We start from the raw sequence: 22,161 nt of genomic DNA, 5'->3' as shown, positions 1-22,161 counted from the left end.
CCGTCAAGACCACATCGGACGACGAGTTGCCGTCCGCAAACAGGAGATTTGAAATGGCACAGCGCAGCAAGAGCTACCGCGCGATCGCGGAAAAGATCGACTTCGACCACCTGTACACCCCGCTCGAGGCGATCAAGCTCGCCAAGCAGGGTGCGACCGGCAAGAAGTTCAACTCGACCATCGACGTCGCGATGCGGCTCGGGGTCGACCCTCGCAAGGCCGACCAGATGGTGCGCGGCACCGTCAACCTTCCGCACGGTACCGGCAAGACGGCACGGGTCCTCGTCTTCGCCACCGGTGAGAAGGCCGAGGCCGCACTGGCCGCCGGCGCCGACTACGTCGGTGACGACGACATGATCAAGAAGGTCACCGACGGCTGGCTCGACTTCGACGCCGTCGTCGCCACCCCGGACATGATGGGCAAGGTCGGCCGGCTGGGTCGCGTGCTCGGACCGCGTGGTCTGATGCCGAACCCGAAGACCGGCACCGTCACCCCGGACGTGACGAAGGCTGTCACCGACATCAAGGGCGGCAAGATCGAGTTCCGCGTCGACCGGCACGCGAACCTGCACTTCATCATCGGCAAGGTCTCCTTCGACGAGGCCCAGCTGGTGGAGAACTACGGCGCCGCACTGGAGGAGATTCTCCGGCTGAAGCCCTCCAGCTCGAAGGGTCGCTACATCAAGAAGACCGTCTTCTCGACGACGATGGGTCCGGGCGTCCAGGTTGACCCCAACCTGACCCGCAACCTGCTCGAGGAGAACGTCGAGGCCTGAGCCTCCCGCTTTTCGTCTTCACCAGAACGCCCCGGTCTCCCGACCGGGGCGTTCTGCTGTCCCCACGCGCCCCGCGCTGCACGCTGCTCCCTGCTCCGGGCGCTCCCGCCCGCCCTTTTGCGAGCACATGCGTGCTGCGCCCGCTCTTCTGCGAGTGCGCGCGTGCTGCGCCCGCTTGGTGAGAGCTGGGTGCTGTCCCGCGCAGAGGCGACCGTCTGGGGTGGTGCTGTCCCCACGCGCTCTGCGCCGCTCGCTGCTCCGGACGCTCCCGCCCGCCCACCTGCGAGTGCGCGCGTGCTTCGCCCGCTTGGTGAGAGCGAGGTCGGGCGTCGGGGAGCCGCCTGGCGTGGTACCGGGTGGTGTGCTCCTGCGCCAGCCGGCTAGGTGTGAGCAGGACGGCGGGGTGCTCATGCTGCGGGCGAGTGTCCGGTGTGGTGCTGGGTTGCGCGTGCTGGTGCATGGGTGCTTGGTCGGGGCGGGGTAGCTCGGATCTCGAGGAGGGCGAGCGTGCGTGGTGGCGGCCGAGCGCGGGTGGTCGGCGTCTCACGCAAGGGTGATCGGCTGGGGTGGTGCTGGCGGGGTGGGCTCGCTGCGTCGCCTGCCTAGTGAAGGTAAGCGGCTGGCGTCTCGCGCAACGGTGGTGAGCGTGTGGGGTGGTGCTGGGCGCGGGGCTGACGGCCGCTTGTTAAGGCGGGGGACGGACCTCCGGGGTGGTACTGGCGGGCGGGCTCCTGCGTTGCTTGGAGCCGTCGGCTGTCCGGGGAGCGGGCGCTGCGCTTGCGGTGAGCACGGCTTGGTGAAGGTAAGCGGCTGGCGTCCCGCGCAACGGTGGTGAGCGTCTGGGTGGTGCTGGGCGCGGGACTGTTGTGCCGCCTTCGCAGATAGCCAGACTGGTCGCCACCGTCGCGCCGTTTGGTCTGGGGTGGGTTGTTGGGGGGCAGCTACGGCCAGGTCGGGGCAGGTGGGATGGCCGGAGTGGTGGGGCATCGTAAGGGACAGGTGTTGGTGGGGGAGCTAGCTGGTGAGGAGGTCTGGGGTTAGGTCGGTGAAGGTGCGGGCGCCGGCTAGGCGCATGGCGTGTTCTAGTTCTTCGGCTAGGTCTGTGAGTAGGCGGGTGACTCCGGCCGAGCCGTCGACTGTGAGGGCCCAGAGGGCGGGGCGGCCTAGTAGGACGGCTCGGGCGCCTAGGGCCAGGGCGGCGAGGATGTGTTCGCCTCGGCGGATTCCGCCGTCTACGTAGAGTTCGGTGGTAGTGCCGGAGAGGGCTGCGGCTACCTCGGGGAGAGCCTGGGCGGTGGGGATTGCGCCGTCCAGTTGGCGGCCGCCGTGGTTGGAGACGATGATGCCTGCGGCGCCGGCGTCTGAGCAGCGTTTGGCGTCGTCGCCTCGGAGTACGCCTTTGACCAGGACGGGGAGGCCGGTGCGTTCGGTGAGCCAGCCGATGACGTCGGGGGTGAGGTCGTCGGCTTTGGCCAGGTCGTCGTCGGCATAGTCGCCAGCGGGGAGGTTGGCCAGCAGGTGGTCAGTGGGGGCCACCGTCCAAACAGTCGGGCCGTCATCCTCCTTGCGTCCGACCACGGGTGTGTCAGCGGTCAGTACTACGGCCCGCGCGCCCCCAGCGACGGCAGCATCCAGCATCTTCAGCGTGATGTCGCGGTTCCGAACTACATAGATCTGCACCCACCACGGCGTACCGACCTCGCCGACCGCCGCGAACGTAGTACCGGCGTTGCTCGACACCGCGAGCGCCGACCCGGCCGCGCCGACCCCAGCGGCCATCGCCAGCTCGCCATCCGGATCGGCCTGGCGCTGCAGCGTCGTCGGCGCCACCAGCACGGGCAACTGGACCGGCGTCCCCAGCACGGTCGTCGTCAGGTCAACGGTCGACACATCAGTCAGCACCCGCGGACGGAAGCGGTACGAACTCCACGCCGCCACCGCCTCGCCGACACTGATCCCGCCGGCGGAGCCCTGGCGGAAGTACCGGTGCACGGGCTCCGGGAGCTTCTCGCCGGCGGCCGCTTCCAGACCGTCGATCCATCGCATGCCACCGATCCTTCCACGCATCGGCGCGGTACCCCGAGCACCCCCAGCCAGCCTTCCGCGCCAACTCCAGTACCCGGTCGTCGGTAGTCTCTCGCCCACTTTGTGCTCGACCTGAGCAATTCCTCCGGCCAGATTTGCTCAGCTGAAGCACAAAGTGGTCCCGTCCCCACAAACCCGCCGCCCAGACCTCGGCTGCGGCTCTGCGGCCGGGGAAAGGTGGGCGCGTGGTTGGCGGCGGCAGGTAAAGTGGGGGGCATGAGGCAGTACGGGCAGCGATTTCTGCGCCCCGGCCGGCACAGTGGTGCCGACGGGGTGAGTCGCTGCTGCGCTCTCTCCTGAGGTGACCGCGGCCGGTCGGGGTGTCTGTTCCCCGGACCCGCTGCTCACAGGAGAGAACCGAAATGTCTGTACTGACCGCTGAAGAACTGAACGCCAACCTTGCTCTGCGCGACCTGGCCGACCCGGCCCAAGGCCCGCATGCGATCCAACTGGTCGTCGACCAGATCCGCACCGCGCTCGGCCAGGCCTGGCCGTACACGGAGATCTGGACGCGCCGGGATCACCCCGTCGTCACCCTGGCCGACAACTACGACAACCTCGGGTACGCCGCCGGCTCCGTCACCCGCGAGGAGCGCTACACCCGCTACGCCTCACCAACCCAAGTACTGCGAAGCCACACCTCCGCAATGATCCCGCCCGCCCTGCGCGAGCTGGCTACATCAGAGGCATCCGACGTGCTGATGGTCTGCGCCGGCATCTGCTACCGCCGCGACTCCGTCGACTGGCAGCACACCGGTACGCCGCACCAGCTCGACCTCTGGCGGATCAGCCGCAACGTCACGCTCGGCGAGCCCGAACTGGAAGCCATGATCGCCAAGCTCGTCGAGACCGTCCTCCCCGGCCAGACCTACCGCACAGTCCCTGCCGTCCACCCGTACACGATCCACGGCCGCCAGATCGACGTCCTGCTCGGCGACCAATGGATCGAGATCGGCGAGTGCGGAGTCGCGGCTCCCGCCGTACTCCGCAAGGCCGGGCTGGACGAGAGCTGGTCGGGACTCGCGATGGGCCCCGGTCTCGACCGGCTGCTCATGTTGCGCAAGGGCATCCGGGACATCCGCTTGCTCAGGTCAACCGACCCACGAGTCGCCGAGCAGATGCTGGACCTCACGCCGTACAAGCCGGTCTCGGCGATGCCCGCCGTACGCCGCGACCTGTCGGTCGTGGTCGGCCCCGACGTCGACATCTCCGACGAGGTGCTCGGCGACCGGGTGCGGCAAGCCCTTGGCGCCGACGCCGAGGCGGCGGAATCGGTCGAGGTGCGCGGCGAGACGTCGTACGACGACCTGCCCGCGGCTGCCCGCGAACGGCTTCAGCTCGAGCCCGGGCAACGGAACGTGCTGGTCAGGCTGGTCCTCAGACCGCTCGACCGGACGCTGACCGATGCTGAGGCCAATCGGCTACGCGATCAGGTCTACTCGGCGCTACACGAGGGACCCGTGCTGGAACTGATAGGCCGATAGTCACCCGCTCGGGACGCGGCCGGAGGGTCCTGCTGGCGAGAACGAACGCGCAGATCGCCAGCGGGACCTCCAGCACCAGGCCTTGGGCGAGCGCGAGTCGGTGGTCGAGACCGGGACCGGAGGTGTTGATGTCGAACCAGGCGTCCGCGATCAGCAAGGTCCCGGCCGCGACCGCGGTCAGCGCCGCGCGCGGATCGTGGCGGCGCAGGAGGAAGGCAGTCAGACCGGCGGTCACCGCGATGGCCAGGTCGAGCCCGATCCAGGCGAGGTTCCAGTTGTTGGCCTCGTAGGTCGACGGCAGCGTGACGGCAAGGATCAGCACCCAAGGCAGCAGCACGACCGCCACTCCGCCCGCGACCAGGGTCGCGATGCCGACCGCGGATCGGCGCGGACGGATCTTCCCGTCCAGCCGCCCCTCGGCCAGGTAGTCGTCCAGCGCCTCGGCGACCCGGTCGTCGATGGCGTCTCCCAGCACGTTGTTGATCAGCGTCGTCATGCCCTCGAGAATTCCTCGATGTGTGCCATGGCACAGCCCGGCCAACCCACGAACCGGACCGGGGGATAACCCCCAGTGGTTTCGGGGGTTTCCCGGCTGCCGGGTGATCACCCAGCGCCGTAGGTTGTTGCCTGTGGCCAATACCCCCAGCGAGAGCGCCGTGCCCCGGACGCCGTGGGGGCTGTGGCGTTCGCCGTACCTGTGGCTGGCGACCGTGCACCTGGTACTGGACACGGCTGTCGTGGTCGGCGGGGGACTGCTGGTCCTGGCGATGCTCTGCGTGGGGGTGCTCGGGTTGCCGCTGGCGTACCTCGGCCTGCCACTCACCGTCTGGGCGAACCGGGGCGTGTACGCACTGGGCGGCATGGAGCGGTCCCGCGCACTGCTGACCCGCAACCAGGTGATCCGCGGGCTCATCCCGCCGCAGCGGACCGGTTCGACCATCGCCGACGCCCGGGCCGCACTATCCGACCGGGGGCTGTGGCGTCAGGTCCTGTACTTCGTACTGCTGCTCCCGCTCGCGATGCTCGGCCTGGCCGGGGTGGTCCTGGCCTGGTCGGTACCGCCGGTGCTGATGGCGCTCCCGCTGTACTTCTCCAAGTTCGCGGCTGCCCAGGCGCAGCTGGGTCCGTTCACCGTCGACGCGGCCGGCGAGGCGCTGAGCGTCGCAGGGGTGGCGCTGGTCTTCCTGCTGCTCGTCTCGCCGCTGCTGATCCGCGGGCTGTCGGCCAGGGATGCGCAACTGGCCCGGGCGTGCCTGGGCCGGTCCGAGACGGGTGAGCTGGCCGAGCGTGTCGATCAGCTGGTCACGAGCCGGCAGAAGGTCGTGGACTCGGCTGAGGCTGAGCGCCGCCGGATGGAGCGGGATCTGCATGACGGCGCTCAGCAGCGGCTGGTCTCGCTGGCGATGACGCTCGGCCGGGCCAAGAACAAAGCGGCTGGTGTGGATGGCGGGTTGCAGGAGCTGATCGCTGAGGCGCACGCGGAGGCGCTGCTGGCCATCGGCGAGCTACGGGATCTGACCAGAGGGCTGCATCCTCCGGTACTGACCGACCGCGGGCTCGACGCGGCGATCTCGGCGGTGGCGGCCCGGGCGCCGTTGCCGGTGCGGGTGGAGGTACAGGTGTCGCCGAGGCCGTCTCTGACGATCGAGGCGATCGCGTACTTCGTCGTCACCGAGGCGCTGACCAATGTCGCCAAGCACGCCAAGGCAGCCCGGGCGGAGGTCAGCATCCACCGCAACGACGACGTACTGCGCATCACCGTCACCGACGACGGCAAAGGCGGCGCCGACGCAGACCTGGGCACCGGCCTCCGCGGCCTCGCCGACCGAGTCTCCGGCGTCGACGGCAAGTTCGCCGTAGTCAGCCCCCTCGGCGGCCCGACCATCCTTACCGTCGAGGTCCCCTGTGGCCCGGACACACAGCCTGTGGAGGACCGATGAGAGTCGTGATTGCCGAGGACTCGGTGTTGTTGCGGGAAGGGCTGGTGCGGCTGCTGGACGAGCAGGACTGCGAAGTACTGGCTGTGGTCGGAGATGGGGACGGGCTGCTCAAGGCGGTCGATGAGCATCGGCCGGATGTCTGTGTCGTCGACGTGAGGATGCCGCCGACCTTCACCGACGAAGGGCTGCGGGCAGCATTGGTCATCCGCCGGCGGTCGCCGGAGATCGGGGTGCTCGTGCTCTCGCAGTACGTGGAGGAGCGGTATGCGAGCGAGCTGATCGGCAACAACCCCGGCGGCGTCGGCTACCTGCTCAAGGACCGCGTCGCCGACGTCGACCAGTTCATCGACGGACTCCGCCGGGTCGCGGCAGGCGGTGCCGCGCTCGACCCCGAGGTGATCTCGCAACTCCTGGTCCGATCCCGCAAAGCCGACCCACTCGCAGCCCTGAGCCCACGCGAACAGGACGTCCTGAGAGCGATGGCCGAGGGCCGTTCGAACGCAGGGATCGCGCAGGCGCTCGTGGTCGGCGAAGGGTCGGTGGAGAAGCACATCAGCAACATCTTCGCGAAGCTCGGCCTGGCACCCACCGACGGTGAGCACCGGAGAGTCCGCGCAGTACTGAAGTTCCTGGAGAGCTGATGAGTCTCACCGGAGCCCAGCGCAGGCTGCTCACCCTCGGCCTGATCCCGGTCATCGCCCTGGTCCTCGGCGGTGGTGCCGTCACCGTCGCCACGATTCGCGGCAAGGTCGACTACGACGTCTCCTCGGCCTACGTCCTGCCGCGCAACGGGGTCAGCATCGTCACCGACGTACCGGTGACAGTGACGCCGAGCACCGATGACAAGGTGCACGTCACCGTCGGCGGGACCTACACCAAGCTCGAGCCGTCGGTCGACGTGCGCAAGTCGGCGGGGGAGGAACTGCAGGTCAGCACGGCCTGTCGCGGTTCGGGCTGCCGGATCGACCTGACCGTCCGGGTGCCGAGGGCGGCCTCGGTGAAGCTCACCACCTCGGGCGTCTCGGTCGACCTGGTCGGGCTGGCCGGCGATGTCCGGCTGGTCGTCGGCAACGGCTCGATCAACGCGGTCCAGCTGCAGAGCCAGCAGGTGTCGGTGAACGCCCGGAACGGCTCGGTGGATCTGTCCTTCGACAGCCCGCCGCGCAACGTCGTGGCGAACACGACGAACGGGTCGGTTCAGCTGCTCGTACCGACCGGTTCGTACGCCATCGACGCCGCCGCCCTGAACGGCAGCACCCAGCTCGACCTGCCCAACGAGCTGGGTGCTGAACGTCAGCTCCACGTGCGCACCACCGGCGGCAGCATCACCGTGGCAGCGTCCGACTAGATGATCACCCAGAGCAGGGAGGCCATGCCGAAGCCGACCAGGGAGAGGATGGTTTCGAGGACCGACCAGGTCAGCAGGGTTTCCTTGACGGTCATGTTGAAGTACTTCGCGACGATCCAGAAGCCGCCGTCGTTGACGTGGCTGAGGATGATCGAGCCGGCGCAGATGGCCGCCGCGATCAGCGCGAGATGCGCCTGCGAGTAGCCGTCGGTCGTCAGCAGCGGGCCGACGATGCCACCGGTCGTCACGATCGCCACGGTCGCCGAGCCCTGCGCGATCCGCAGACCACACGAGATGACGTACGCGAGCAGCAGCACCGGAAGCCCAGCACTGGAAAGGCTCTTGGCGAGAGCCGCACCGACACCCGTGGCCGAGATGACCGCGCCGAAGAAGGCGCCGGCGCCGACGACGAGCAGGATCATGCCGACCGGCTTGAGCGAGTTGCTGCTCAGCTCGCTGAACTCCGCGTTCGTCATGCCACGCCGTACGCCGAGCAGGTAGTACGCAAGCAGCACGGCCAGCAACAGCGCCACAGCCGGGTTGCCCAGGAATGTGAGGAAGCTCAGCAGATCGCGATGCGGGTCGAGGATCAGGGTGCCGAAGGTCGCGCCGAGGATCAGTACCAGCGGCAGCAGGATGACCGCCATCACCAGACCCAGTGACGGTTCGGGCTTCTCCTCGCCCTCGACCTCGGCGGCGATGAACTCGTCCGGCACGCTCACCGGCACCCGGGGAGCGATGTAGAGCGGCCAGACGATGCCGGCCACGGCGAACGCGGGCAGACCGCAGGCCAGGCCGATGATGATCAGCCAGCCCATGTCGACGTGCAGCAGTCCGGCGACGGCGGTCGGACCGGGGTGGGGTGGCAGGAACGCGTGCGTCATCGAGAGGCCGGCCAGGACCGGCAGGGCGTAGAGCACGAGCGACTTGCCGCCGCGCTTCGCGGCGACGTACACGAGCGGCGCGAGCACGAAGATGCCGATGTCGAAGAAGACCGGGATGCCGAAGATCAGGCCGACCAGGCCCATCGCGACCGGGGTGCCCTTCGGCCCGAACAGCTTCAGCAACCGGCGGCTGAGCACGTCGGCGCCACCGGACTTCTCCAGCAGTGCGCCGAGCACGGTGCCGAGGCCGATGATGACGGCGATATGGCCGAGGATGCCGCCGAAGCCCTTCTCCAGCACGGAGTCGCTCGACTTGAGCGCCGTACCGACGATGGTCCGGACGTTCAGCCCGGCGGCCAGGGCCAGGAACAGGCCGGTGGCGAGCAGCGAGATGAACGGTTCGAGCTTGATCTTGATGATCAGGAACAACAGCAGCGCGATGGCCACCAGACACAGCAGCAGCAAGCCTGCGGTGTCATGGTGCAGCCAGTCGATGGCTCCGGACATGGGGACGCTCCGAGGGGTGGGGTGGGGGCGGAATGGGGGCGGGGCTCAGCTCAATGCGGCGCAGAAAGCCTTGGCGTTGCTGGTGATCTGGGACCAGTTGGCAGCGGTGATGTCGGCGGGGGAGACGACGTCGGTACCGGCGCTGACCGCGAGCGCGCCGGCTTCGAGGAACTGCTTGGCGTTGCCGGCGTTGACGCCGCCGGACGGCACCAGCGGCACACCGGGGAACGGGCCGTTGAGGTCCTTCAGGTACTTCGGGCCGAGGTGGTGGGCGGGGAAGATCTTGACCGCGTCCGCGCCGAGCGCCAGCGCCGTCATCACCTCGGAAGGGGTGAAGGACCCGAGCACGATGGGGATCCCGGCGTTCTTCGAGGCCGCGACGATCGCCGCGGCCTCGGGGCCCTGCCCGGGCGTGACCAGGAAGGCCGCTCCCGCGTCGATGGCTGACTGAGCCTGCGCGGCGGTCTGCACGGTACCGGCGCCGACCACTGCTCCGGTATCACCGGAAGCGGCCCGCTCGAGGTGCCGGGGGAGGTCGGGGGTGGTGAACGTCAGCTCGATCACATGGATGCCACCGGCAACTAGTGCGGAGCACAGGTCGCGGGCGTCGTCGAGGGCCGGCGCGCGTACGACGCTCAGCACCCGGTCGGCGCGGAGCAGGTCAAGGGTGGTCATCTAGGTCCTTCCTCAGGGGCGGCAGGGCCGGCAGGCGCAGCGGGGCCGGCAGGGGCAACGGGAGCGGCGGTGGGAACGGGGGCGGCAGAGGCGACATCGGTGCGGCGGATGGCGCGGCCGGGCAACGCGTCGGTGCGGTGGCCGTTCTCGATGACGGGGACGCCGTCGACCAGCACCCATGGGATGCCCTCGGCCTGCTGGCGGGGGTTGTCGAAGGTCGCGGTGTCCCGTACGCCGGCGGGGTCGAAGAGCACGAGATCCGCGTGGTACCCCTCGCGGACCAGCCCCCGATCGGTCAGCCGCAGCCGCTTGGCGGGCCGGCCGGTGAGGTGGTGGATGCAGTCGGCGAGCTCGAGAACGCCCAGCTCACGGACGTACTGGGACAGGTACCGGGGGAAAGTGCCCCACGCTCGCGGGTGCGGTTTGCCGCCGACCAGGATCGCGTCCGAGCCGCCCGTGTGCGTCGGGTGCTTCATGATCGCCTGCACGTTCTCCTCGTGGCCGACGTGCTGCAGGATCGTCGTCGCGAGGTTGTCGCGGATCAGCAGGTCGAAGAAGACCCAGGACGGCGGTTTGCCGATCCCGGCCGCGATCTCCGCGACGGTGTTGCCGACCGCGCCGCTGAGCGTCGCGTTCTTGACCCCGCCGATCTCGATCGTGTTCCAGTCGGTGACGCAGCCGTGGCAGCCGTCGGTGCCGACCTGCTCCAGCTCGTACGTGATCCGCTCGCGGTCGGCCGGATCGGCCAGCCGGGCGAGCAACGCGTCCGAACCGCCCTCGGCGCTCCAGCTCGGCAGGATCGCCGACAGAGTGGTTGCCCCGGGCAAGTATGGATAGGTGTCGGTGGTGATGTCGGCGCCGTCGGCGAGCGCCTCGTCGATCATCGCGAGCAGGTCGACGCCGCGGCCCTTGTTCGGCTCGAAGTTCATCGTCGCGTGAGTCAGATGCAGTGCGCAGCCGGACTGCCGGGCGATGTCGATCATCTCGCCGTACGCCTCCAGCGCGCCCTTGCCGTAGGAGCGCTGGTGCGGGCTGTAGTAGCCGTCGTACTCCGCGAGCACCTTGCACAGCTCGACGAGCTCCGTGGTGTCGGCGAACATGCCGGGCGTGTAGGTGAGCCCGCTGCTCATCCCGACCGCGCCCTGCTGCAGCCCCTCGGCCAGGAGTCGCTTCATCTCGTCCAGCTCGGCTGGAGTGGCGGGGCGGTTCGCAGTACCGACCACCATCATCCGCAAGGTGCCCTGCGGGACCAGGTACGCCGCGTTGCAGGCGATGCCCTGGTCGAGCCGATCCAGGTAGCCGGCGACGGTCGACCAGGAGAAGTCGAAGTCGTCGGGCTCGCCGTTCCAGCCCGCGATCTGGCGTCGTACCGCGATCCTCGTCGGGTCGTCGATCGGGGCGAAGGACAGCCCGTCCTGGCCGAGCACCTCGAGCGTGACGCCCTGGCTGACCTTGGCCGTATGGTCCGGGTTGGCCAGGATCTGCAGGTCCGAGTGCGCATGCATGTCGATGAAGCCGGGCGCCACGACCAGCCCGGTCGCGTCGATGGTGCGGCCGGCACTGACGCTGCCCGGCAGGTAGTCGCCGATGGCCACGATCCGGCCCGCGTCGACGACCACATCGGCCCGCCCGCCCGGTGAGCCGGTCCCGTCGATGACGGTCGCGCCGGTGATCAGTAGGTCTGTCATGAGAAGAAGGTTCGGACAAGGTCGACGATCACGGGGTCATCTGCGGCGGGATCGTCGATGACCGGGATCAGGCCCCACTTGTCGAAAGCCGTGCAGGGATGGGACAGGCCGACCCGCAACTCGTCGCCGATCACCAGGGGGATGTCCGATGGGAAGCGCAGGAAGCCGTGCTGGTCGTTCATCTTCGTCACGGTCATGCCCTCGACCGGCCGCACGTGCTCGTCGGCGGATCGCGGCCGCAGCAGCTGCGGCTCGGGCAGGCCTTCGTCGAATGGTAAGTCCCGCTTACCGGCATCGAAGATCGCCAACCCTGGTTCGGGTTGTGAGGTGACCCGGATCCAGCCGTGCATGGCCGGCACCAGCTGCTCGCCATCCGTCCGCGGGTCGAGGCCCAGCGGCGAGATCTCCCGGTAGTACCCGTCGTCGTGCGCGATGTAGGCGCCGGACCGCAGTACGACCCTTGCACCCTCCTTAGCCAGCGGAGCGAGCACCTGCGCCACCTGCTCGAAGTACGCGCTACCGCCCGCACTGACGACCGGTACTACGCCGTCGTCGTACTTGAGGCTCTGGTGCACAGCAGCCAGGTCCCGCAGATAGGAGCGGACATGCTCGAGCCCCTCGTCGGAGGCCCCGTGCGCGATCGCCCCTTCATAGCCAGCAACCCCAGCAAGCCGCAGCGTCGGGGCAGCCGCAACTGCAGCGGCCACAGCCAGCGCTGTCTCGGCACCACGAGCCCCTGTCCGCCCACCGACACCACCGACCTCAACCAGTACGTCGAGCTGCCGCGCCCCCGCATCGACGTGTGCTGCCCGCGCCGCCTCCATGATCTCGACAGTGCGCACCGAATCCGCCCACACCATCACGCTGAACTCGGGGTCGGCCGCGAGCTCGTCGGCGATCCACCGGAGCTGCAGCGGCGAGACCACCGAGTTGGCGACCATCACCCGGCTCACCCCGTAAGCCCGGGCGACTCCTAGCTGGAAGACGTTCGCCAGCGTGATTCCCCAAGCGCCTGCCTCGAGCTGCTTGGCCCAGAGCGCCGGAGCCATCGTCGTCTTGCCGTGCGGCGCCAGCTGGACCCCGTGCTCGGTACACCAGCGGGCGAGTGTCTCGACGTTGTGCTGCAGGCCGGGCGCGGACAGGGTGAGCAGGGGAGTCGGCAGCTCGGACAATCGCGGCTTGCCGGCCAGTACGTCGGCGACGGTCCGGCCCCAGAAAGCAGGCGGCAGCGCCTTGTCCCGCCAGCTCACCTGCTGGTCGGCCAGGGCTGCGACGGCGGCGGCATCGTACGAAGCTGACATGACGTCCTCTGCGCTGGTTGCGTTCTGCGCAACGCTCGTTGCGCATTCTGACGTCTCGGTTGTAGCATCACGCCAGAACTTCCGTCAACGACATCCCGCCCGAGAGGACTCATCGATGGCCGATCTGGTACCTCGGGCGGTCTGTCTGGGCGAGGCGATGATCATGCTCGCCGCCGAGACCGGTGCCCCGCTGGAGGATGTCGAGACCTTCCGCCGGTCGGTCGGTGGCGCCGAGTGCAATGTCGCGGGTGGACTCGCCGCGCTGGGGATTCCGACGGGCTGGATCTCGCGACTCGGCGCTGACGGCTTCGGGCGGCACGTCTTGAGCGACCTGGAGAGCCGCGGGGTCGAGGTAGGCGGAGTAGAGGACGACCCGACGCGGCCGACCGGGCTCTATGTGAAGCACACGATCAACGGCCGGACACGGATGCACTACTACCGCTCCGGCTCCGCTGCGGCGGCCATGGATGCCGACTTCTTGGACCGGCCCGCAGTGCGCAACCGGTTGGTCGGTGCGGAGTTGGTGCACACCACTGGGATCACTGCGGCTATATCTACGACGGCGGCTGCGTTGCTGGACCGGTTGGCCGCGCTACGGGACACCCTGGGCTTCACCTTGAGTGTGGACCTCAACTGGCGGCCGGCGCTGTGGCGGGACACCGACCCTGCTCCACTGTGGCGACTGCTGCGGGCGGCTGACGTAGTACTGATCGGTGCGGACGAGGCTGCTCTCTTTGCGGGCACCGGTGATCCCGACGAGTTGCGCGAGCTGTTCGGGGCGCGCGCGACCATCGTGGTGAAGTCGGATGCTCATGTGGCGCTCGCGCTGGAGCCGGGTGGGCGGCGTACCGAAGTACCGGCGCTCACTGTCGAGGTCGTGGAGCCGGTGGGTGCAGGGGATGCCTTTGCAGCCGGCTACTTGGCTGCGACGCTGCAGGGGTTGCCGATGGAGCAGCGGCTACGGCTGGGACACCTGAGTGCTGCGGCCGTACTGGCTGTGCCGGACGACCATGCGACGCCTCCGGACGCCCGGGTGCGGCAGGCGTTGCTGGACTGCTCCGATGACGACTGGGCCAACACCCAGGTGGGTCCGGCCGGGATCAGGTCCCCAGCGCTGATGGGAGGTGTGGTGTGAGTCAGAGTTTGGCTAGAGCCCTGCAGATCCTGGTGAGCCTGGGGGAGGGGGACCGGTCGCTGGACCAGCTCGCTACCGAGCTCGACGTCCACAAGACGACAGTGCTCCGGCTGCTGCGGACCATGGAGGTCGAGCGGTTCGTTCGCCGCGATGAGGCGCACCGCTACCGGCTGGGGTCCCGGCTGTTCTCTTTGGCCGACTCCGCGAGGGAGCAGCACGTAGTACGGGCTGTTGCTGCTCCGCACCTGCGGCAGCTCAACCAGCGGACCGGGCAGACGGTGCACCTGGCGGCATACGAGAACGGGCAGGTCATCTACATCGACAAGCTCGACAGTGTGCAGTCGGTGCGGATGTACAGCCAGATCGGCGTACCGGCGGCGCTGCACTGCACCGCAGTCGGCAAGGTGCTGCTCGCCGCGCAGCCGAAGCGCCAGCGGGAAGGCCTGCTGAACACCATCGAGTACCACCGGTTCACGCCGAACACGATCTCCGGCCCGGACGAGCTGCGCGACGAGCTCGACCTGGTCCGGTCGCAGGGATGGGCGCACGACCGGGCCGAGCACGAGTCGTTCATCAACTGCATCGGGGCGCCGATCACCGAGCGCTCCGGCCGGGTGGTGGGGGCCGTCTCGGTGTCGGTACCGGACGTTCTGCTCAACTATGAGCAGGTGCTGGAACTGCTGCCCGACCTGCTCGCCACCACGGCCGCCATCGGCGCCGACTACAGCAACTGACCTACGACAACTGATCGAGAGGAACCCTCGAAATGTCTGACAAGACCGCCATCTCCACCCCCGACGCCCCCGCGCCGATGCCGGTGTTCTCCCAGGGAGTCCGCAAGGGCAACGTGCTGCAGGTGTCCGGCCAGGGCTCGGTCGACCCGGAGAGCGGCGCGTTCGTCAACGAGGGCGACGTCAAGGCGCAGACCACCCGCGTCCTGCAGAACATCGAGGCGATCCTGAAGGCCGGCGGCGCCACCTTCGACGACGTCCTGATGCTCCGCGTCTACCTCACCACCCGCGACGATTTCGCCCCGATGAACGAGGCCTACGCCGAGTTCGTCACCCCGCGCACCCCGAGCGGCATCCTCCCCTCCCGCACCACCGTCTTCACCGGCCTCCCCCTCCCCCAGATGCTGGTGGAGATCGACGCCCTCGCCGTCCTTTCCTGACCCGGGCCGCTCCAGGCACATGGTGCTTATGCGATAGCACCATGTGCCGACTTCCGGCGATGATGGCCAGATGAGCGGACAGCCCGAGAGCACGCCATCTGAGTCGCCGATCGGATCCGGTGACCTTGCCTCCACCCCGCTGGGCGCCCTGCGCAAGTTCGTCTCGTGCCCTGAGTTCGCAGTGCTGTCCCGTTCTGCGCCGGATGTCGCGCTCGAAGCTTTCCGTGCTGACCAGGACACTCTCGTCAACCAGGAGTCAGACGACTTCCATCTGCCCAGAGACAAGGCCTGACCGCTTACTTGTGGAAATAGCTGTTTGTCTTCAGGTCTTCCAGGAGGGTTGGGCCGGTTGGGGTCCAGCCCAGGAGGGTTTGGGTGGCGGTGCTGGACGTTAGTAGGTCCATGGCGAAGAAGCCGCCGAGCCAGCCGAGGTGGGTGATTGCGTCCTCCGGAGTGACGGAGGTGGCGGGGAGGTTCAGGCCGTCAGCTATTGCTTCGGCGATTGCGTGGGTGGGGACGCCTTCCTCGGCGACGGCGTGCAGGATGGCGCCGGCCGGAGCCTTGTTGATGCCTAGGGCAACCAAGCGGGCGGCGTCGGAGCGGTGGACGGCGGGCCAGCGGTTGGCGCCGTCGCCGACGTACGCCGAGAAGCCGGCCGCCCGGGCTCCGGTGACGAGCATCCGGATCAGGCCGTGGTCGCCGGCGCCGTGGACGGTCGGGGCGAAGCGTACGACGATCGGGTGCACGCCCTTGTCCTGGTAGGACAACGCGAGGTTCTCGGCTCCGCCGCGAGGGCTATCGGGGCCGTGGTGCGGTGAGCGGTCGGCCTCGGTCGAGGCGCGGCCAGGGACCGGGTTCATTCCGCCGGCGATCAGCAGCCGTCGCCCCGACCCGGCGAGTTCGTCGCCGATCGTCTGGACGGCGATCCGCTCGGCGTTGTTCGCGGCGGCGTCGAAGGTGTGTTTGTTCGCCAGGTGAATGACCGCGTCGGCGCCGGCCGCGCCGGTCCGTAGTACCTCGAGATCGTCGAGGTCGCCGCGCAGTACCTCCACGCCCTTGGCGGCCAGTGAAGCCGCGGAAGCGTCCGAGCGGGCGAGGCCGACGATCTGATGTCCGTCGGCGAGCAGTTCGTCGACGCTGGCGGAGCCGATCCAGCCGGATGCTCCGGTGACGAATACGCGCATGGGATTCTCCTCGGAAAAGTTATGTCAGTGGCTGACATCAACCACAGTAGCTCGCTATGTCAGTCACTGTCATCAACTAGACTGTCCGCATGGTGCGATGGGAGCCGGGCGCGACGGATCGGCTGCGCGTCGCCGCGCTGGAGCTGTACGTCGAGCAGGGCTTCGAGCAGACGACGGTCGGCGAGATCGCCAACAGCGTCGGACTGACCGAGCGCACCTTCTTCCGGCACTTCGCCGACAAGAAGGAAGTCCTCTTCGACGGCCAGGACCAGCTGCGGCAGGCGTTCGTCGACGGCATCGCCGCCGCGCCGCCGAGCACCCCGCTGGGCCTGGTCGCCACCGCGCTGACCCAGGTCGCCGAGTACTTCACCGAAGACCGGCGTACCTGGTCGAGAAAGCGGCATCAGGTGATCCAGGCCAACCAGCCCCTCAAGGAGCGCGAGCTGCTGAAGCTCGCCGGCCTCGCGACCGCGGTCACCGAAGCACTCCGCAAGCGCGGCATCAAGGACCCGGCGGCGACGCTGGCGGCAGAGACCTGCGTCACCGTCTTCTCGATCGCCTTCGTGCAGTGGATCGCCGACGGTGAGACGCGATCGCTGGCCGAGGTGGCCCGGGATACGTTGAGTGAGTTCAGGATCCTCGCCTTGGAGACAGCCGAGCCTTAAATGGCAGACCCCGTCAGCCTCTGGAAGATCGCGCCTTCGGTCTATCTGCCGGCGCTGCTGTACGGCATCGGCTCAGGGGCGATCGCGCCCGTCGTCGCACTCTCCGCGCTCCAGCTCGGCGCTCCAGTCGCGGTCGCCGGTCTGGTCGTCGCCGCTGCCGGTCTCGGTCAGGTGATCGGCGACATCCCGGCCGGCACGCTGGCGACCCGTGTCGGGGAGCGCCGCGCGATGGTGCTCGCCACCGTCCTGGTCACCGCCGCGCTGGTCGGCTGCCTGGTCGTACCGACGGTCTGGGGTCTGGCGATCGCGATCGCCCTCACCGGGGTCGCCGGAGCCGTCTGGAACCTGGCCCGCCAGGCCTACCTCAGCGAAGCAGTGCCGCTGAACATGCGGGCCCGCGCGCTCTCGACCCTCGGTGGCGTCAGCCGGATCGGCTCGTTCATCGGCCCTTTCGTCGGCGCCTTCGCGATGAAGTTCCTCGGTACCGACGGCGCCTACTGGGTCCATCTGGTCGCCGCCGCGCTCGCCTGCGTGGTCCTGCTCAGCCTCCCCGACATCGAGTCCGTACGCCGTAAGCGCATGGCCAACCCAGTAGTCATGCAATCGACCGCCGCCGTCATCCGCGAACATCTGCCGGTACTGCGAACGCTCGGCTCCGGCGCACTGCTCGTCGGCGCGGTCCGAGCCTCTCGTCAAGTCGTGATCCCGTTGTGGGCCGAGCATCTCGGCCTGGATCCGCAGACCACCAGCATCATCTTCGGCATCTCCGGGGCCGTGGACATGCTGCTCTTCTATCCGGCCGGCTCCGTGATGGATCGCTTCGGCCGCAAGTGGGTCGCAGTACCGTCGATGTTCGTTCTCGGGCTGGCCCACCTGCTGCTGCCACTGACCCACTCGGTCACCTCGCTGACGGCGGTCGCGCTGCTGATGGGAGTCGGCAACGGCCTGGGGGCCGGCGTGATCATGACGCTCGGCGCCGACGCCTCGCCACCCGTCGGCAGGGCGCAGTTCCTCGGCGCTTTCCGGTTGTTCGCCGACGCGGGGAGTGGGGCGGGACCGTTCATGGTCGCCGCGGTGACGGCGGTGGCCGGGCTCGGGCCCGCAGTACTCTTCATGGGACTGGTCGGCTGGGGCGCCGCGACCGCGATGAACCGGTGGATCCCGGCCCGTCCGCAGGCGCCGGAGTAACCGATTTGGTCGTCGTGTCACCGGCGGTTACTCTTGACTCTGCCGAAGACCGCTGGTCGTTGCTCCCGGAGCAACTGAAAGTCCCATGAATTTCGTGGGCGGCCCGCGCAGGTGACAAGTAAGTGAAGCAGTTTCTTTCACGCCCTTGCGCCTGCGCAGGGGCGTTTTCGATTTTCTGGGTCTTGGCTTGCGCGGCAAGAGAAGCCAACTCTGCGGATTCGCAGAGCGGAAGGAGACCCATGGCGAGGCCGGACAAGGCAGCCGACGTCGCGGAGCTGACTGAGAACTTCAGAAGCTCAGGCGCCGCCGTACTGACCGAGTACCGCGGACTCACCGTGGCGCAGTTGCGGCAGTTGCGCACTACGCTCGGTGACGACGTGCACTACGCCGTGGTGAAGAACACGCTGACCAAGATCGCGGCCAAGGACGCGGGTGTGGAGTCGTTCGACTCCCTGCTCGAGGGTCCGTCGGCCATCGCCTTCATCAAGGGCGACCCGGTGGTCGCGGCCAAGGGGCTGCGTGACTTCGCCAAGGCCAATCCCCTTCTCGTCATCAAGGGCGGTGTGCTGGACGGCAAGGCACTCGGCTCCGACGAGATCACCAAGCTCGCTGACCTGGAGTCGCGTGAGGTTCTCCTCTCGAAGCTCGCAGGTGCGATGAAGGCGGCCCCGCAGCAAGCGGTGTCGCTGTTCGCTGCTCCGCTCGCACAGGCTGCCCGCCTGTTCGCGGCGCTGCAGGACAAGCTGCCGGCCGACGCCGCCCCCGTGGCGGACGAGGCTCCGGCTGCGGAGACCGTACAAGACGCGGTCGACGCACCTGCCGAGGAGACGAGCACCGAGGAGACCGCTTCAGCTGACAGCTGACGCGTTCGATTCACTGCAGGACCCCAGTCAGTAATCACCTAGCAACACGTGAAGGAAGGACCGCCAAAATGGCGAAGCTCAGCACCGAAGAGCTGCTCGGTCAGTTCAAGGACCTCACCCTGCTCGAGCTCTCTGAGTTCGTGAAGGCCTTCGAGGAGGAGTTCGGCGTGACCGCCGCCGCTCCCGTCGCCGTCGCCGCTGCTCCGGGCGCCCCGGGCGCCCCGGCCGAAGAGGCCGCGGAGCAGGACGAGTTCGACGTCGTCCTGGAGTCGGCCGGCGACAAGAAGATCCAGGTCATCAAGGAGGTGCGTGGCCTCACGAGCCTCGGCCTGAAGGAGGCCAAGGACCTCGTCGAGAGCGCGCCGAAGGCCATCCTCGAGAAGGTCGACAAGGCTTCGGCCGAGAAGGCGAAGGAAGCCCTCGAGGGCGCCGGCGCCACCGTCACCCTCAAGTGACCTGTGCGGCGTAGCCGCACAACGAAGTGATACCAGTTGGAGGGCGGTCCTACGGGGCCGCCCTTCGGCATGTCTGGGGCGGGTCTAGGATTCCCAAGGTTCCGGTGCGTGACCGAAGCGTGACTCGTCGGTCATCGAACACTTGACACACAGGGGTTACGTAAAACCGTACTCGTGCGTAACCTAAGCAACCGCGCCCTCGTTGAACCGGCGAAAGCACGTCGGTCGGGGCTGCACGACGAACCCGTTGAGGAGGACCGGTGGGCGTAGAGGTCCGTGTCGAGGGACTGTCCAAGTCCTTCGGGAGCCAGCTGATCTGGGGCGACGTGTCCCTGACCCTGCCGGCCGGCGAGATCTGCGTCATGCTCGGCCCTTCCGGCACCGGGAAGTCCGTATTCCTGAAGACGCTGATCGGTCTGCTCAAGCCCGACAAGGGTCACGTGCACATCGAGGGCGTCGACATCGCGACCTGCTCCGAGCGGCAGCTCTACGAGGTCCGCAAGCTGTTCGGCGTGCTGTTCCAGGACGGCGCCATGTTCGGCTCGATGAACCTGTACGACAACGTCGCCTTCCCGCTGCGCGAGCACACCAAGAAGTCCGAGTCCGAGGTCCGCTCCATCGTGATGGAGAAGATGGAGATGGTCGGCCTGGTCGGCGCCGAGCGCAAACTGCCCGGCGAGATCTCCGGTGGCATGCGCAAGCGGGCCGGGCTGGCCCGCGCGCTGGTGCTCGAGCCGGAGATCCTGCTCTTCGACGAGCCCGACTCCGGCCTCGACCCGGTCCGGACGGCGTTCCTGAACCAGCTGATCATCGACCTGAACGAGATGACCCAGGCGACCTGCCTGATCGTCACCCACGACATCAACACCGCCCGGACGGTGCCGGACAACATCGGCCTGCTGTACCACCGGCACCTGGCCATGTTCGGCCCGCGCGAGATGCTGCTGTCCAGCGAGGAGCCGGTGGTCCGCCAGTTCCTGAACGCGCAGCGGATCGGCCCGATCGGTATGTCGGAGGAGAAGGACGCCGACGAGCTCGCGGCCGAGGCCGACCAGGAGCTGCCGCCGCTGCCCCCGATCCCGATCCAGCAGCTGCCCAGTTCCGGCGTACTGCGCCCGACCCAGCGCCCGCCGGGCCAGTGGTGCGCGGACAACGGCGTGATTCCACCGCCCGGTTCCTTCGCCAGTGATGTGGTGACGACTCAGTGACCGTCGACGCCACCGCCCCGCTGAAGCACGCAGGATCGCTCTTCGCTTTCGCGCTCGACACCGCTAGGGCCTCGGTCCGGCGGCCGTTCCAGCTGCGCGAGTTCCTGCAGCAGGCGTGGTTCGTGGCGAGCGTGACGATCATCCCGACCGCGCTGGTCGCCATCCCGTTCGGCGCGGTGATCGCGCTGCAGGTCGGCGGCCTGATCAAGCAGTTCGGCGCGCAGGCCTTCACCGGTTCGGCCGCGGTACTGGCCGTCGTCCGGGAGGCGTCGCCGATCGCGACCGCGCTGCTGATCGCGGGCGCCGGCGGCTCGGCCATCTGCGCCGACCTCGGCGCGCGCAAGATCCGCGAAGAGCTCGACGCGATGATGGTGCTCGGCATCGACCCGATCCAGCGCCTGGTCGTCCCGCGGGTGCTGGCCACCATGCTGGTCGCGTTCTTCCTGAACGGCTTCGTCAGCGTGGTCGGCGTGATGGGCGGCTACGTCTTCAACGTGGTCCTCCAGGACGGTACGCCCGGTAGTTACATAGCCTCCTTCACGGCGCTCGCCCACCTGCCCGACCTCTGGCAGGGCCAGGCGAAGGCGCTGGTGTTCGGCTTCATCGCCGCGGTCGTCGCCTCGTACAAGGGCGTGAACGCCGGCGGCGGCCCGAAGGGCGTCGGCGACGCGGTGAACCAGTCCGTCGTGATCACCTTCATGCTGCTGTTCGTCGCGAACTTCTCGATGACGGCGATCTACTTCCAGCTCGTCCCGCCGAAGGGAGCCTGACGATGTCCTCGATCGTCGACACCCTGGTCAAGAAGCCGCTGAACTCGCTCGACCGGCTCGGTGAGCAGCTCGCCTTCTACATCAAGGCGCTGGCCTGGTCCGGCAAGTCGGTCACCCGGTACCGCCGCGAGATCCTCCGGCTGCTGGCCGAGGTGACGCTGGGCACCGGGGCGCTCGCCGTGATCGGCGGCACCGTCGGCGTGATCACCTTCCTGGCCTTCTTCACCGGCACCGAGGTCGGCCTGCAGGGCTACTCGGCGCTGAACCAGATCGGCACCTCGGCCTTCGCCGGCTTCGTCAGCGCGTACATCAACACCCGCGAGATCGGCCCGCTGATCGCCGGCATCGCGCTCGCCGCGACCGTCGGCTGCGGCTTCACCGCCCAGCTCGGCGCGATGCGGATCAGCGAGGAGATCGACGCCCTCGAGGTGATGGCGGTCCCGTCCCTGCCTTACCTGGTCACCACCCGGATCATCGCCGGGCTGATCGCGGTCGTGCCGCTGTACGTCGTCGGGTTGCTGTCCTCGTACTTCGCCACCCGGCTGACCGTGACCACCTTCTACGGCCAGAGCACCGGGACGTACGACCATTACTTCCATCTGTTCTTACCACCGGGCGACGTGCTCTGGTCCTTCGGCAAGGTGCTCGTCTTCTCGGTCCTGGTGATCCTGGTGCACTGCTACCACGGGTACCACGCGACCGGCGGCCCCGCAGGCGTCGGCGTCGCGGTCGGCCGCGCAGTACGGACCTCGATCGTCGTGATCAACGTCGTCGACCTGCTGCTGTCGATGGCGATCTGGGGCACCACGACCACCGTCAGGCTGGCGGGATAGC

At 68.4% G+C, this 22,161-nt stretch carries 23 protein-coding genes; 16 read left to right on the top strand and 7 right to left on the bottom strand.

From position 1 onward, the window contains the following. Nucleotides 1-53: 53 nt before the first annotated feature. The gene (gene rplA, locus ABD768_RS11560) at nucleotides 54-776 is read left to right on the top strand and encodes a 50S ribosomal protein L1 (protein WP_343976300.1); all 723 of its coding nucleotides are present in this window, start codon (nucleotides 54-56) and stop codon (nucleotides 774-776) included. Nucleotides 777-1,790: 1,014 nt separating this feature from the next. Here the strand turns inward: rplA and ABD768_RS11555 are convergent. Continuing rightward, the gene (locus ABD768_RS11555; RefSeq protein ID WP_344840129.1) at nucleotides 1,791-2,822 is read right to left on the bottom strand and encodes an alpha-hydroxy acid oxidase; all 1,032 of its coding nucleotides are present in this window, start codon (nucleotides 2,820-2,822) and stop codon (nucleotides 1,791-1,793) included. 401 nt (nucleotides 2,823-3,223) lie between these two features. Here ABD768_RS11555 and srmL point away from each other — a divergent pair, with 401 nt between their 5' ends. Beyond that, nucleotides 3,224-4,345: a PheS-related mystery ligase SrmL gene (gene srmL, locus ABD768_RS11550; RefSeq protein WP_344840127.1), complete on the top strand. Its 1,122-nt coding sequence runs from the start codon at nucleotides 3,224-3,226 to the stop codon at nucleotides 4,343-4,345. On the opposite strand, the gene ABD768_RS11545 is transcribed toward srmL, so the two are convergent. Further along, complete coding sequence (locus tag ABD768_RS11545) at nucleotides 4,239-4,841, bottom strand: hypothetical protein (protein WP_344840125.1); 603 nt, start codon at nucleotides 4,839-4,841, stop codon at nucleotides 4,239-4,241. The two genes, srmL and ABD768_RS11545, sit on opposite strands and share 107 nt — an antisense overlap. A 133-nt stretch (nucleotides 4,842-4,974) precedes the next feature. On the opposite strand from ABD768_RS11545, the gene ABD768_RS11540 reads away from it, so the two are divergent. Genes ABD768_RS11540 through ABD768_RS11530 form a run of 3 tightly spaced genes read left to right on the top strand, consistent with a single transcriptional unit; the run spans nucleotide 4,975 to nucleotide 7,633 of the window. After that, a complete protein-coding gene (locus ABD768_RS11540; RefSeq protein ID WP_344840123.1) occupies nucleotides 4,975-6,285 on the top strand; it encodes a sensor histidine kinase in 1,311 nt (436 codons plus the stop codon). Then, complete coding sequence (locus ABD768_RS11535) at nucleotides 6,282-6,926, top strand: response regulator transcription factor (protein WP_343976315.1); 645 nt, start codon at nucleotides 6,282-6,284, stop codon at nucleotides 6,924-6,926. The genes ABD768_RS11540 and ABD768_RS11535 overlap by 4 nt, the downstream gene beginning before the upstream one ends. Then, a complete protein-coding gene (locus tag ABD768_RS11530; RefSeq protein WP_344840120.1) occupies nucleotides 6,926-7,633 on the top strand; it encodes a DUF4097 family beta strand repeat-containing protein in 708 nt (235 codons plus the stop codon). The genes ABD768_RS11535 and ABD768_RS11530 overlap by 1 nt, the downstream gene beginning before the upstream one ends. Here the strand turns inward: ABD768_RS11530 and ABD768_RS11525 are convergent. Genes ABD768_RS11525 through ABD768_RS11510 form a run of 4 tightly spaced genes read right to left on the bottom strand, consistent with a single transcriptional unit; the run spans nucleotide 7,630 to nucleotide 12,688 of the window. Next, the gene (locus ABD768_RS11525; RefSeq protein WP_343976321.1) at nucleotides 7,630-9,024 is read right to left on the bottom strand and encodes a GntP family permease; all 1,395 of its coding nucleotides are present in this window, start codon (nucleotides 9,022-9,024) and stop codon (nucleotides 7,630-7,632) included. The genes ABD768_RS11530 and ABD768_RS11525 overlap by 4 nt on opposite strands. A 45-nt stretch (nucleotides 9,025-9,069) precedes the next feature. Next, complete coding sequence (locus ABD768_RS11520; protein WP_343976324.1) at nucleotides 9,070-9,699, bottom strand: bifunctional 4-hydroxy-2-oxoglutarate aldolase/2-dehydro-3-deoxy-phosphogluconate aldolase; 630 nt, start codon at nucleotides 9,697-9,699, stop codon at nucleotides 9,070-9,072. Beyond that, nucleotides 9,696-11,387 carry an N-acyl-D-amino-acid deacylase family protein gene (locus ABD768_RS11515; RefSeq protein WP_344840117.1) on the bottom strand — a complete coding sequence of 564 codons (1,692 nt, stop codon included), beginning with the start codon at nucleotides 11,385-11,387 and terminating at the stop codon, nucleotides 9,696-9,698. The genes ABD768_RS11520 and ABD768_RS11515 overlap by 4 nt, the downstream gene beginning before the upstream one ends. Then, entirely contained in the window at nucleotides 11,384-12,688 is a 1,305-nt protein-coding gene (locus ABD768_RS11510; protein WP_344840114.1) for a type III PLP-dependent enzyme domain-containing protein, read from the bottom strand. Before ABD768_RS11510 ends, ABD768_RS11515 begins: the two co-directional genes overlap by 4 nt. 115 nt (nucleotides 12,689-12,803) lie before the next feature. Between ABD768_RS11510 and ABD768_RS11505 the strand changes: the two genes are divergently transcribed. From ABD768_RS11505 to ABD768_RS11490, 4 genes are all read left to right on the top strand, one after another. After that, on the top strand, nucleotides 12,804-13,823 hold the full coding sequence (locus tag ABD768_RS11505) for a sugar kinase (RefSeq protein WP_344840112.1): 1,020 nt from the start codon (nucleotides 12,804-12,806) through the stop codon (nucleotides 13,821-13,823). Further along, nucleotides 13,820-14,557 carry an IclR family transcriptional regulator gene (locus ABD768_RS11500; protein ID WP_343976335.1) on the top strand — a complete coding sequence of 246 codons (738 nt, stop codon included), beginning with the start codon at nucleotides 13,820-13,822 and terminating at the stop codon, nucleotides 14,555-14,557. Before ABD768_RS11505 ends, ABD768_RS11500 begins: the two co-directional genes overlap by 4 nt. A 32-nt stretch (nucleotides 14,558-14,589) precedes the next feature. After that, entirely contained in the window at nucleotides 14,590-14,994 is a 405-nt protein-coding gene (locus ABD768_RS11495; protein ID WP_343976337.1) for a RidA family protein, read from the top strand. Nucleotides 14,995-15,064: 70 nt separating this feature from the next. Then, nucleotides 15,065-15,286 (top strand): hypothetical protein, encoded by a 222-nt coding sequence (locus ABD768_RS11490; protein ID WP_344840109.1) that lies wholly within the window; start codon nucleotides 15,065-15,067, stop codon nucleotides 15,284-15,286. A gap of 4 nt (nucleotides 15,287-15,290) precedes the next feature. Here ABD768_RS11490 and ABD768_RS11485 read toward each other — a convergent pair whose 3' ends face one another. After that, nucleotides 15,291-16,178, bottom strand: coding sequence for an SDR family oxidoreductase (locus ABD768_RS11485; RefSeq protein ID WP_344840107.1), 888 nt, complete (start codon nucleotides 16,176-16,178; stop codon nucleotides 15,291-15,293). A gap of 89 nt (nucleotides 16,179-16,267) precedes the next feature. Between ABD768_RS11485 and ABD768_RS11480 the strand changes: the two genes are divergently transcribed. From ABD768_RS11480 to ABD768_RS11450, 7 genes are all read left to right on the top strand, one after another. Then, on the top strand, nucleotides 16,268-16,843 hold the full coding sequence (locus tag ABD768_RS11480; protein WP_343976346.1) for a TetR/AcrR family transcriptional regulator: 576 nt from the start codon (nucleotides 16,268-16,270) through the stop codon (nucleotides 16,841-16,843). After that, nucleotides 16,844-18,031 (top strand): MFS transporter, encoded by a 1,188-nt coding sequence (locus tag ABD768_RS11475; RefSeq protein ID WP_343976349.1) that lies wholly within the window; start codon nucleotides 16,844-16,846, stop codon nucleotides 18,029-18,031. A 239-nt stretch (nucleotides 18,032-18,270) separates the two neighbouring features. Then, nucleotides 18,271-18,894 (top strand): 50S ribosomal protein L10, encoded by a 624-nt coding sequence (gene rplJ / locus ABD768_RS11470; RefSeq protein WP_343976352.1) that lies wholly within the window; start codon nucleotides 18,271-18,273, stop codon nucleotides 18,892-18,894. A 68-nt stretch (nucleotides 18,895-18,962) separates the two neighbouring features. Beyond that, complete coding sequence (gene rplL, locus ABD768_RS11465; RefSeq protein ID WP_343976355.1) at nucleotides 18,963-19,349, top strand: 50S ribosomal protein L7/L12; 387 nt, start codon at nucleotides 18,963-18,965, stop codon at nucleotides 19,347-19,349. 260 nt (nucleotides 19,350-19,609) lie between these two features. Continuing rightward, a complete protein-coding gene (locus ABD768_RS11460; protein ID WP_344840102.1) occupies nucleotides 19,610-20,557 on the top strand; it encodes an ABC transporter ATP-binding protein in 948 nt (315 codons plus the stop codon). Beyond that, entirely contained in the window at nucleotides 20,554-21,327 is a 774-nt protein-coding gene (locus ABD768_RS11455) for an MlaE family ABC transporter permease (RefSeq protein WP_343976361.1), read from the top strand. The genes ABD768_RS11460 and ABD768_RS11455 overlap by 4 nt, the downstream gene beginning before the upstream one ends. A gap of 2 nt (nucleotides 21,328-21,329) precedes the next feature. Further along, nucleotides 21,330-22,160: an MlaE family ABC transporter permease gene (locus ABD768_RS11450; RefSeq protein ID WP_343976364.1), complete on the top strand. Its 831-nt coding sequence runs from the start codon at nucleotides 21,330-21,332 to the stop codon at nucleotides 22,158-22,160. Nucleotide 22,161 lies beyond the last annotated feature (1 nt).

Origin of the sequence: Kribbella ginsengisoli, from assembly GCF_039537185.1 — a bacterium.
Classification (GTDB): Bacteria; Actinomycetota; Actinomycetes; order Propionibacteriales; family Kribbellaceae; genus Kribbella; species Kribbella koreensis.
Note: the sequence above shows the minus strand (reverse complement) of the source record. Positions and strands in the feature narration are given on the sequence as shown.

What these genes read in the sequence shown, in the direction of transcription:
- rplA (WP_343976300.1), top strand. Translation starts at nt 54, where the DNA reads ATGGCACAGCGCAGCAAGAGCTACCGCGCGATCGCGGAAAAGATCGAC.
- ABD768_RS11555 (WP_344840129.1), bottom strand. Translation starts at nt 2,822, where the DNA reads ATGCGATGGATCGACGGTCTGGAAGCGGCCGCCGGCGAGAAGCTCCCG.
- srmL (WP_344840127.1), top strand. Translation starts at nt 3,224, where the DNA reads ATGTCTGTACTGACCGCTGAAGAACTGAACGCCAACCTTGCTCTGCGC.
- ABD768_RS11545 (WP_344840125.1), bottom strand. Translation starts at nt 4,841, where the DNA reads ATGACGACGCTGATCAACAACGTGCTGGGAGACGCCATCGACGACCGG.
- ABD768_RS11535 (WP_343976315.1), top strand. Translation starts at nt 6,282, where the DNA reads ATGAGAGTCGTGATTGCCGAGGACTCGGTGTTGTTGCGGGAAGGGCTG.
- ABD768_RS11530 (WP_344840120.1), top strand. Translation starts at nt 6,926, where the DNA reads ATGAGTCTCACCGGAGCCCAGCGCAGGCTGCTCACCCTCGGCCTGATC.
- ABD768_RS11525 (WP_343976321.1), bottom strand. Translation starts at nt 9,024, where the DNA reads ATGTCCGGAGCCATCGACTGGCTGCACCATGACACCGCAGGCTTGCTG.
- ABD768_RS11520 (WP_343976324.1), bottom strand. Translation starts at nt 9,699, where the DNA reads ATGACCACCCTTGACCTGCTCCGCGCCGACCGGGTGCTGAGCGTCGTA.
- ABD768_RS11515 (WP_344840117.1), bottom strand. Translation starts at nt 11,387, where the DNA reads ATGACAGACCTACTGATCACCGGCGCGACCGTCATCGACGGGACCGGC.
- ABD768_RS11510 (WP_344840114.1), bottom strand. Translation starts at nt 12,688, where the DNA reads ATGTCAGCTTCGTACGATGCCGCCGCCGTCGCAGCCCTGGCCGACCAG.
- ABD768_RS11505 (WP_344840112.1), top strand. Translation starts at nt 12,804, where the DNA reads ATGGCCGATCTGGTACCTCGGGCGGTCTGTCTGGGCGAGGCGATGATC.
- ABD768_RS11495 (WP_343976337.1), top strand. Translation starts at nt 14,590, where the DNA reads ATGTCTGACAAGACCGCCATCTCCACCCCCGACGCCCCCGCGCCGATG.
- ABD768_RS11490 (WP_344840109.1), top strand. Translation starts at nt 15,065, where the DNA reads ATGAGCGGACAGCCCGAGAGCACGCCATCTGAGTCGCCGATCGGATCC.
- ABD768_RS11485 (WP_344840107.1), bottom strand. Translation starts at nt 16,178, where the DNA reads ATGCGCGTATTCGTCACCGGAGCATCCGGCTGGATCGGCTCCGCCAGC.
- ABD768_RS11480 (WP_343976346.1), top strand. Translation starts at nt 16,268, where the DNA reads ATGGTGCGATGGGAGCCGGGCGCGACGGATCGGCTGCGCGTCGCCGCG.
- ABD768_RS11475 (WP_343976349.1), top strand. Translation starts at nt 16,844, where the DNA reads ATGGCAGACCCCGTCAGCCTCTGGAAGATCGCGCCTTCGGTCTATCTG.
- rplJ (WP_343976352.1), top strand. Translation starts at nt 18,271, where the DNA reads ATGGCGAGGCCGGACAAGGCAGCCGACGTCGCGGAGCTGACTGAGAAC.
- rplL (WP_343976355.1), top strand. Translation starts at nt 18,963, where the DNA reads ATGGCGAAGCTCAGCACCGAAGAGCTGCTCGGTCAGTTCAAGGACCTC.
- ABD768_RS11450 (WP_343976364.1), top strand. Translation starts at nt 21,330, where the DNA reads ATGTCCTCGATCGTCGACACCCTGGTCAAGAAGCCGCTGAACTCGCTC.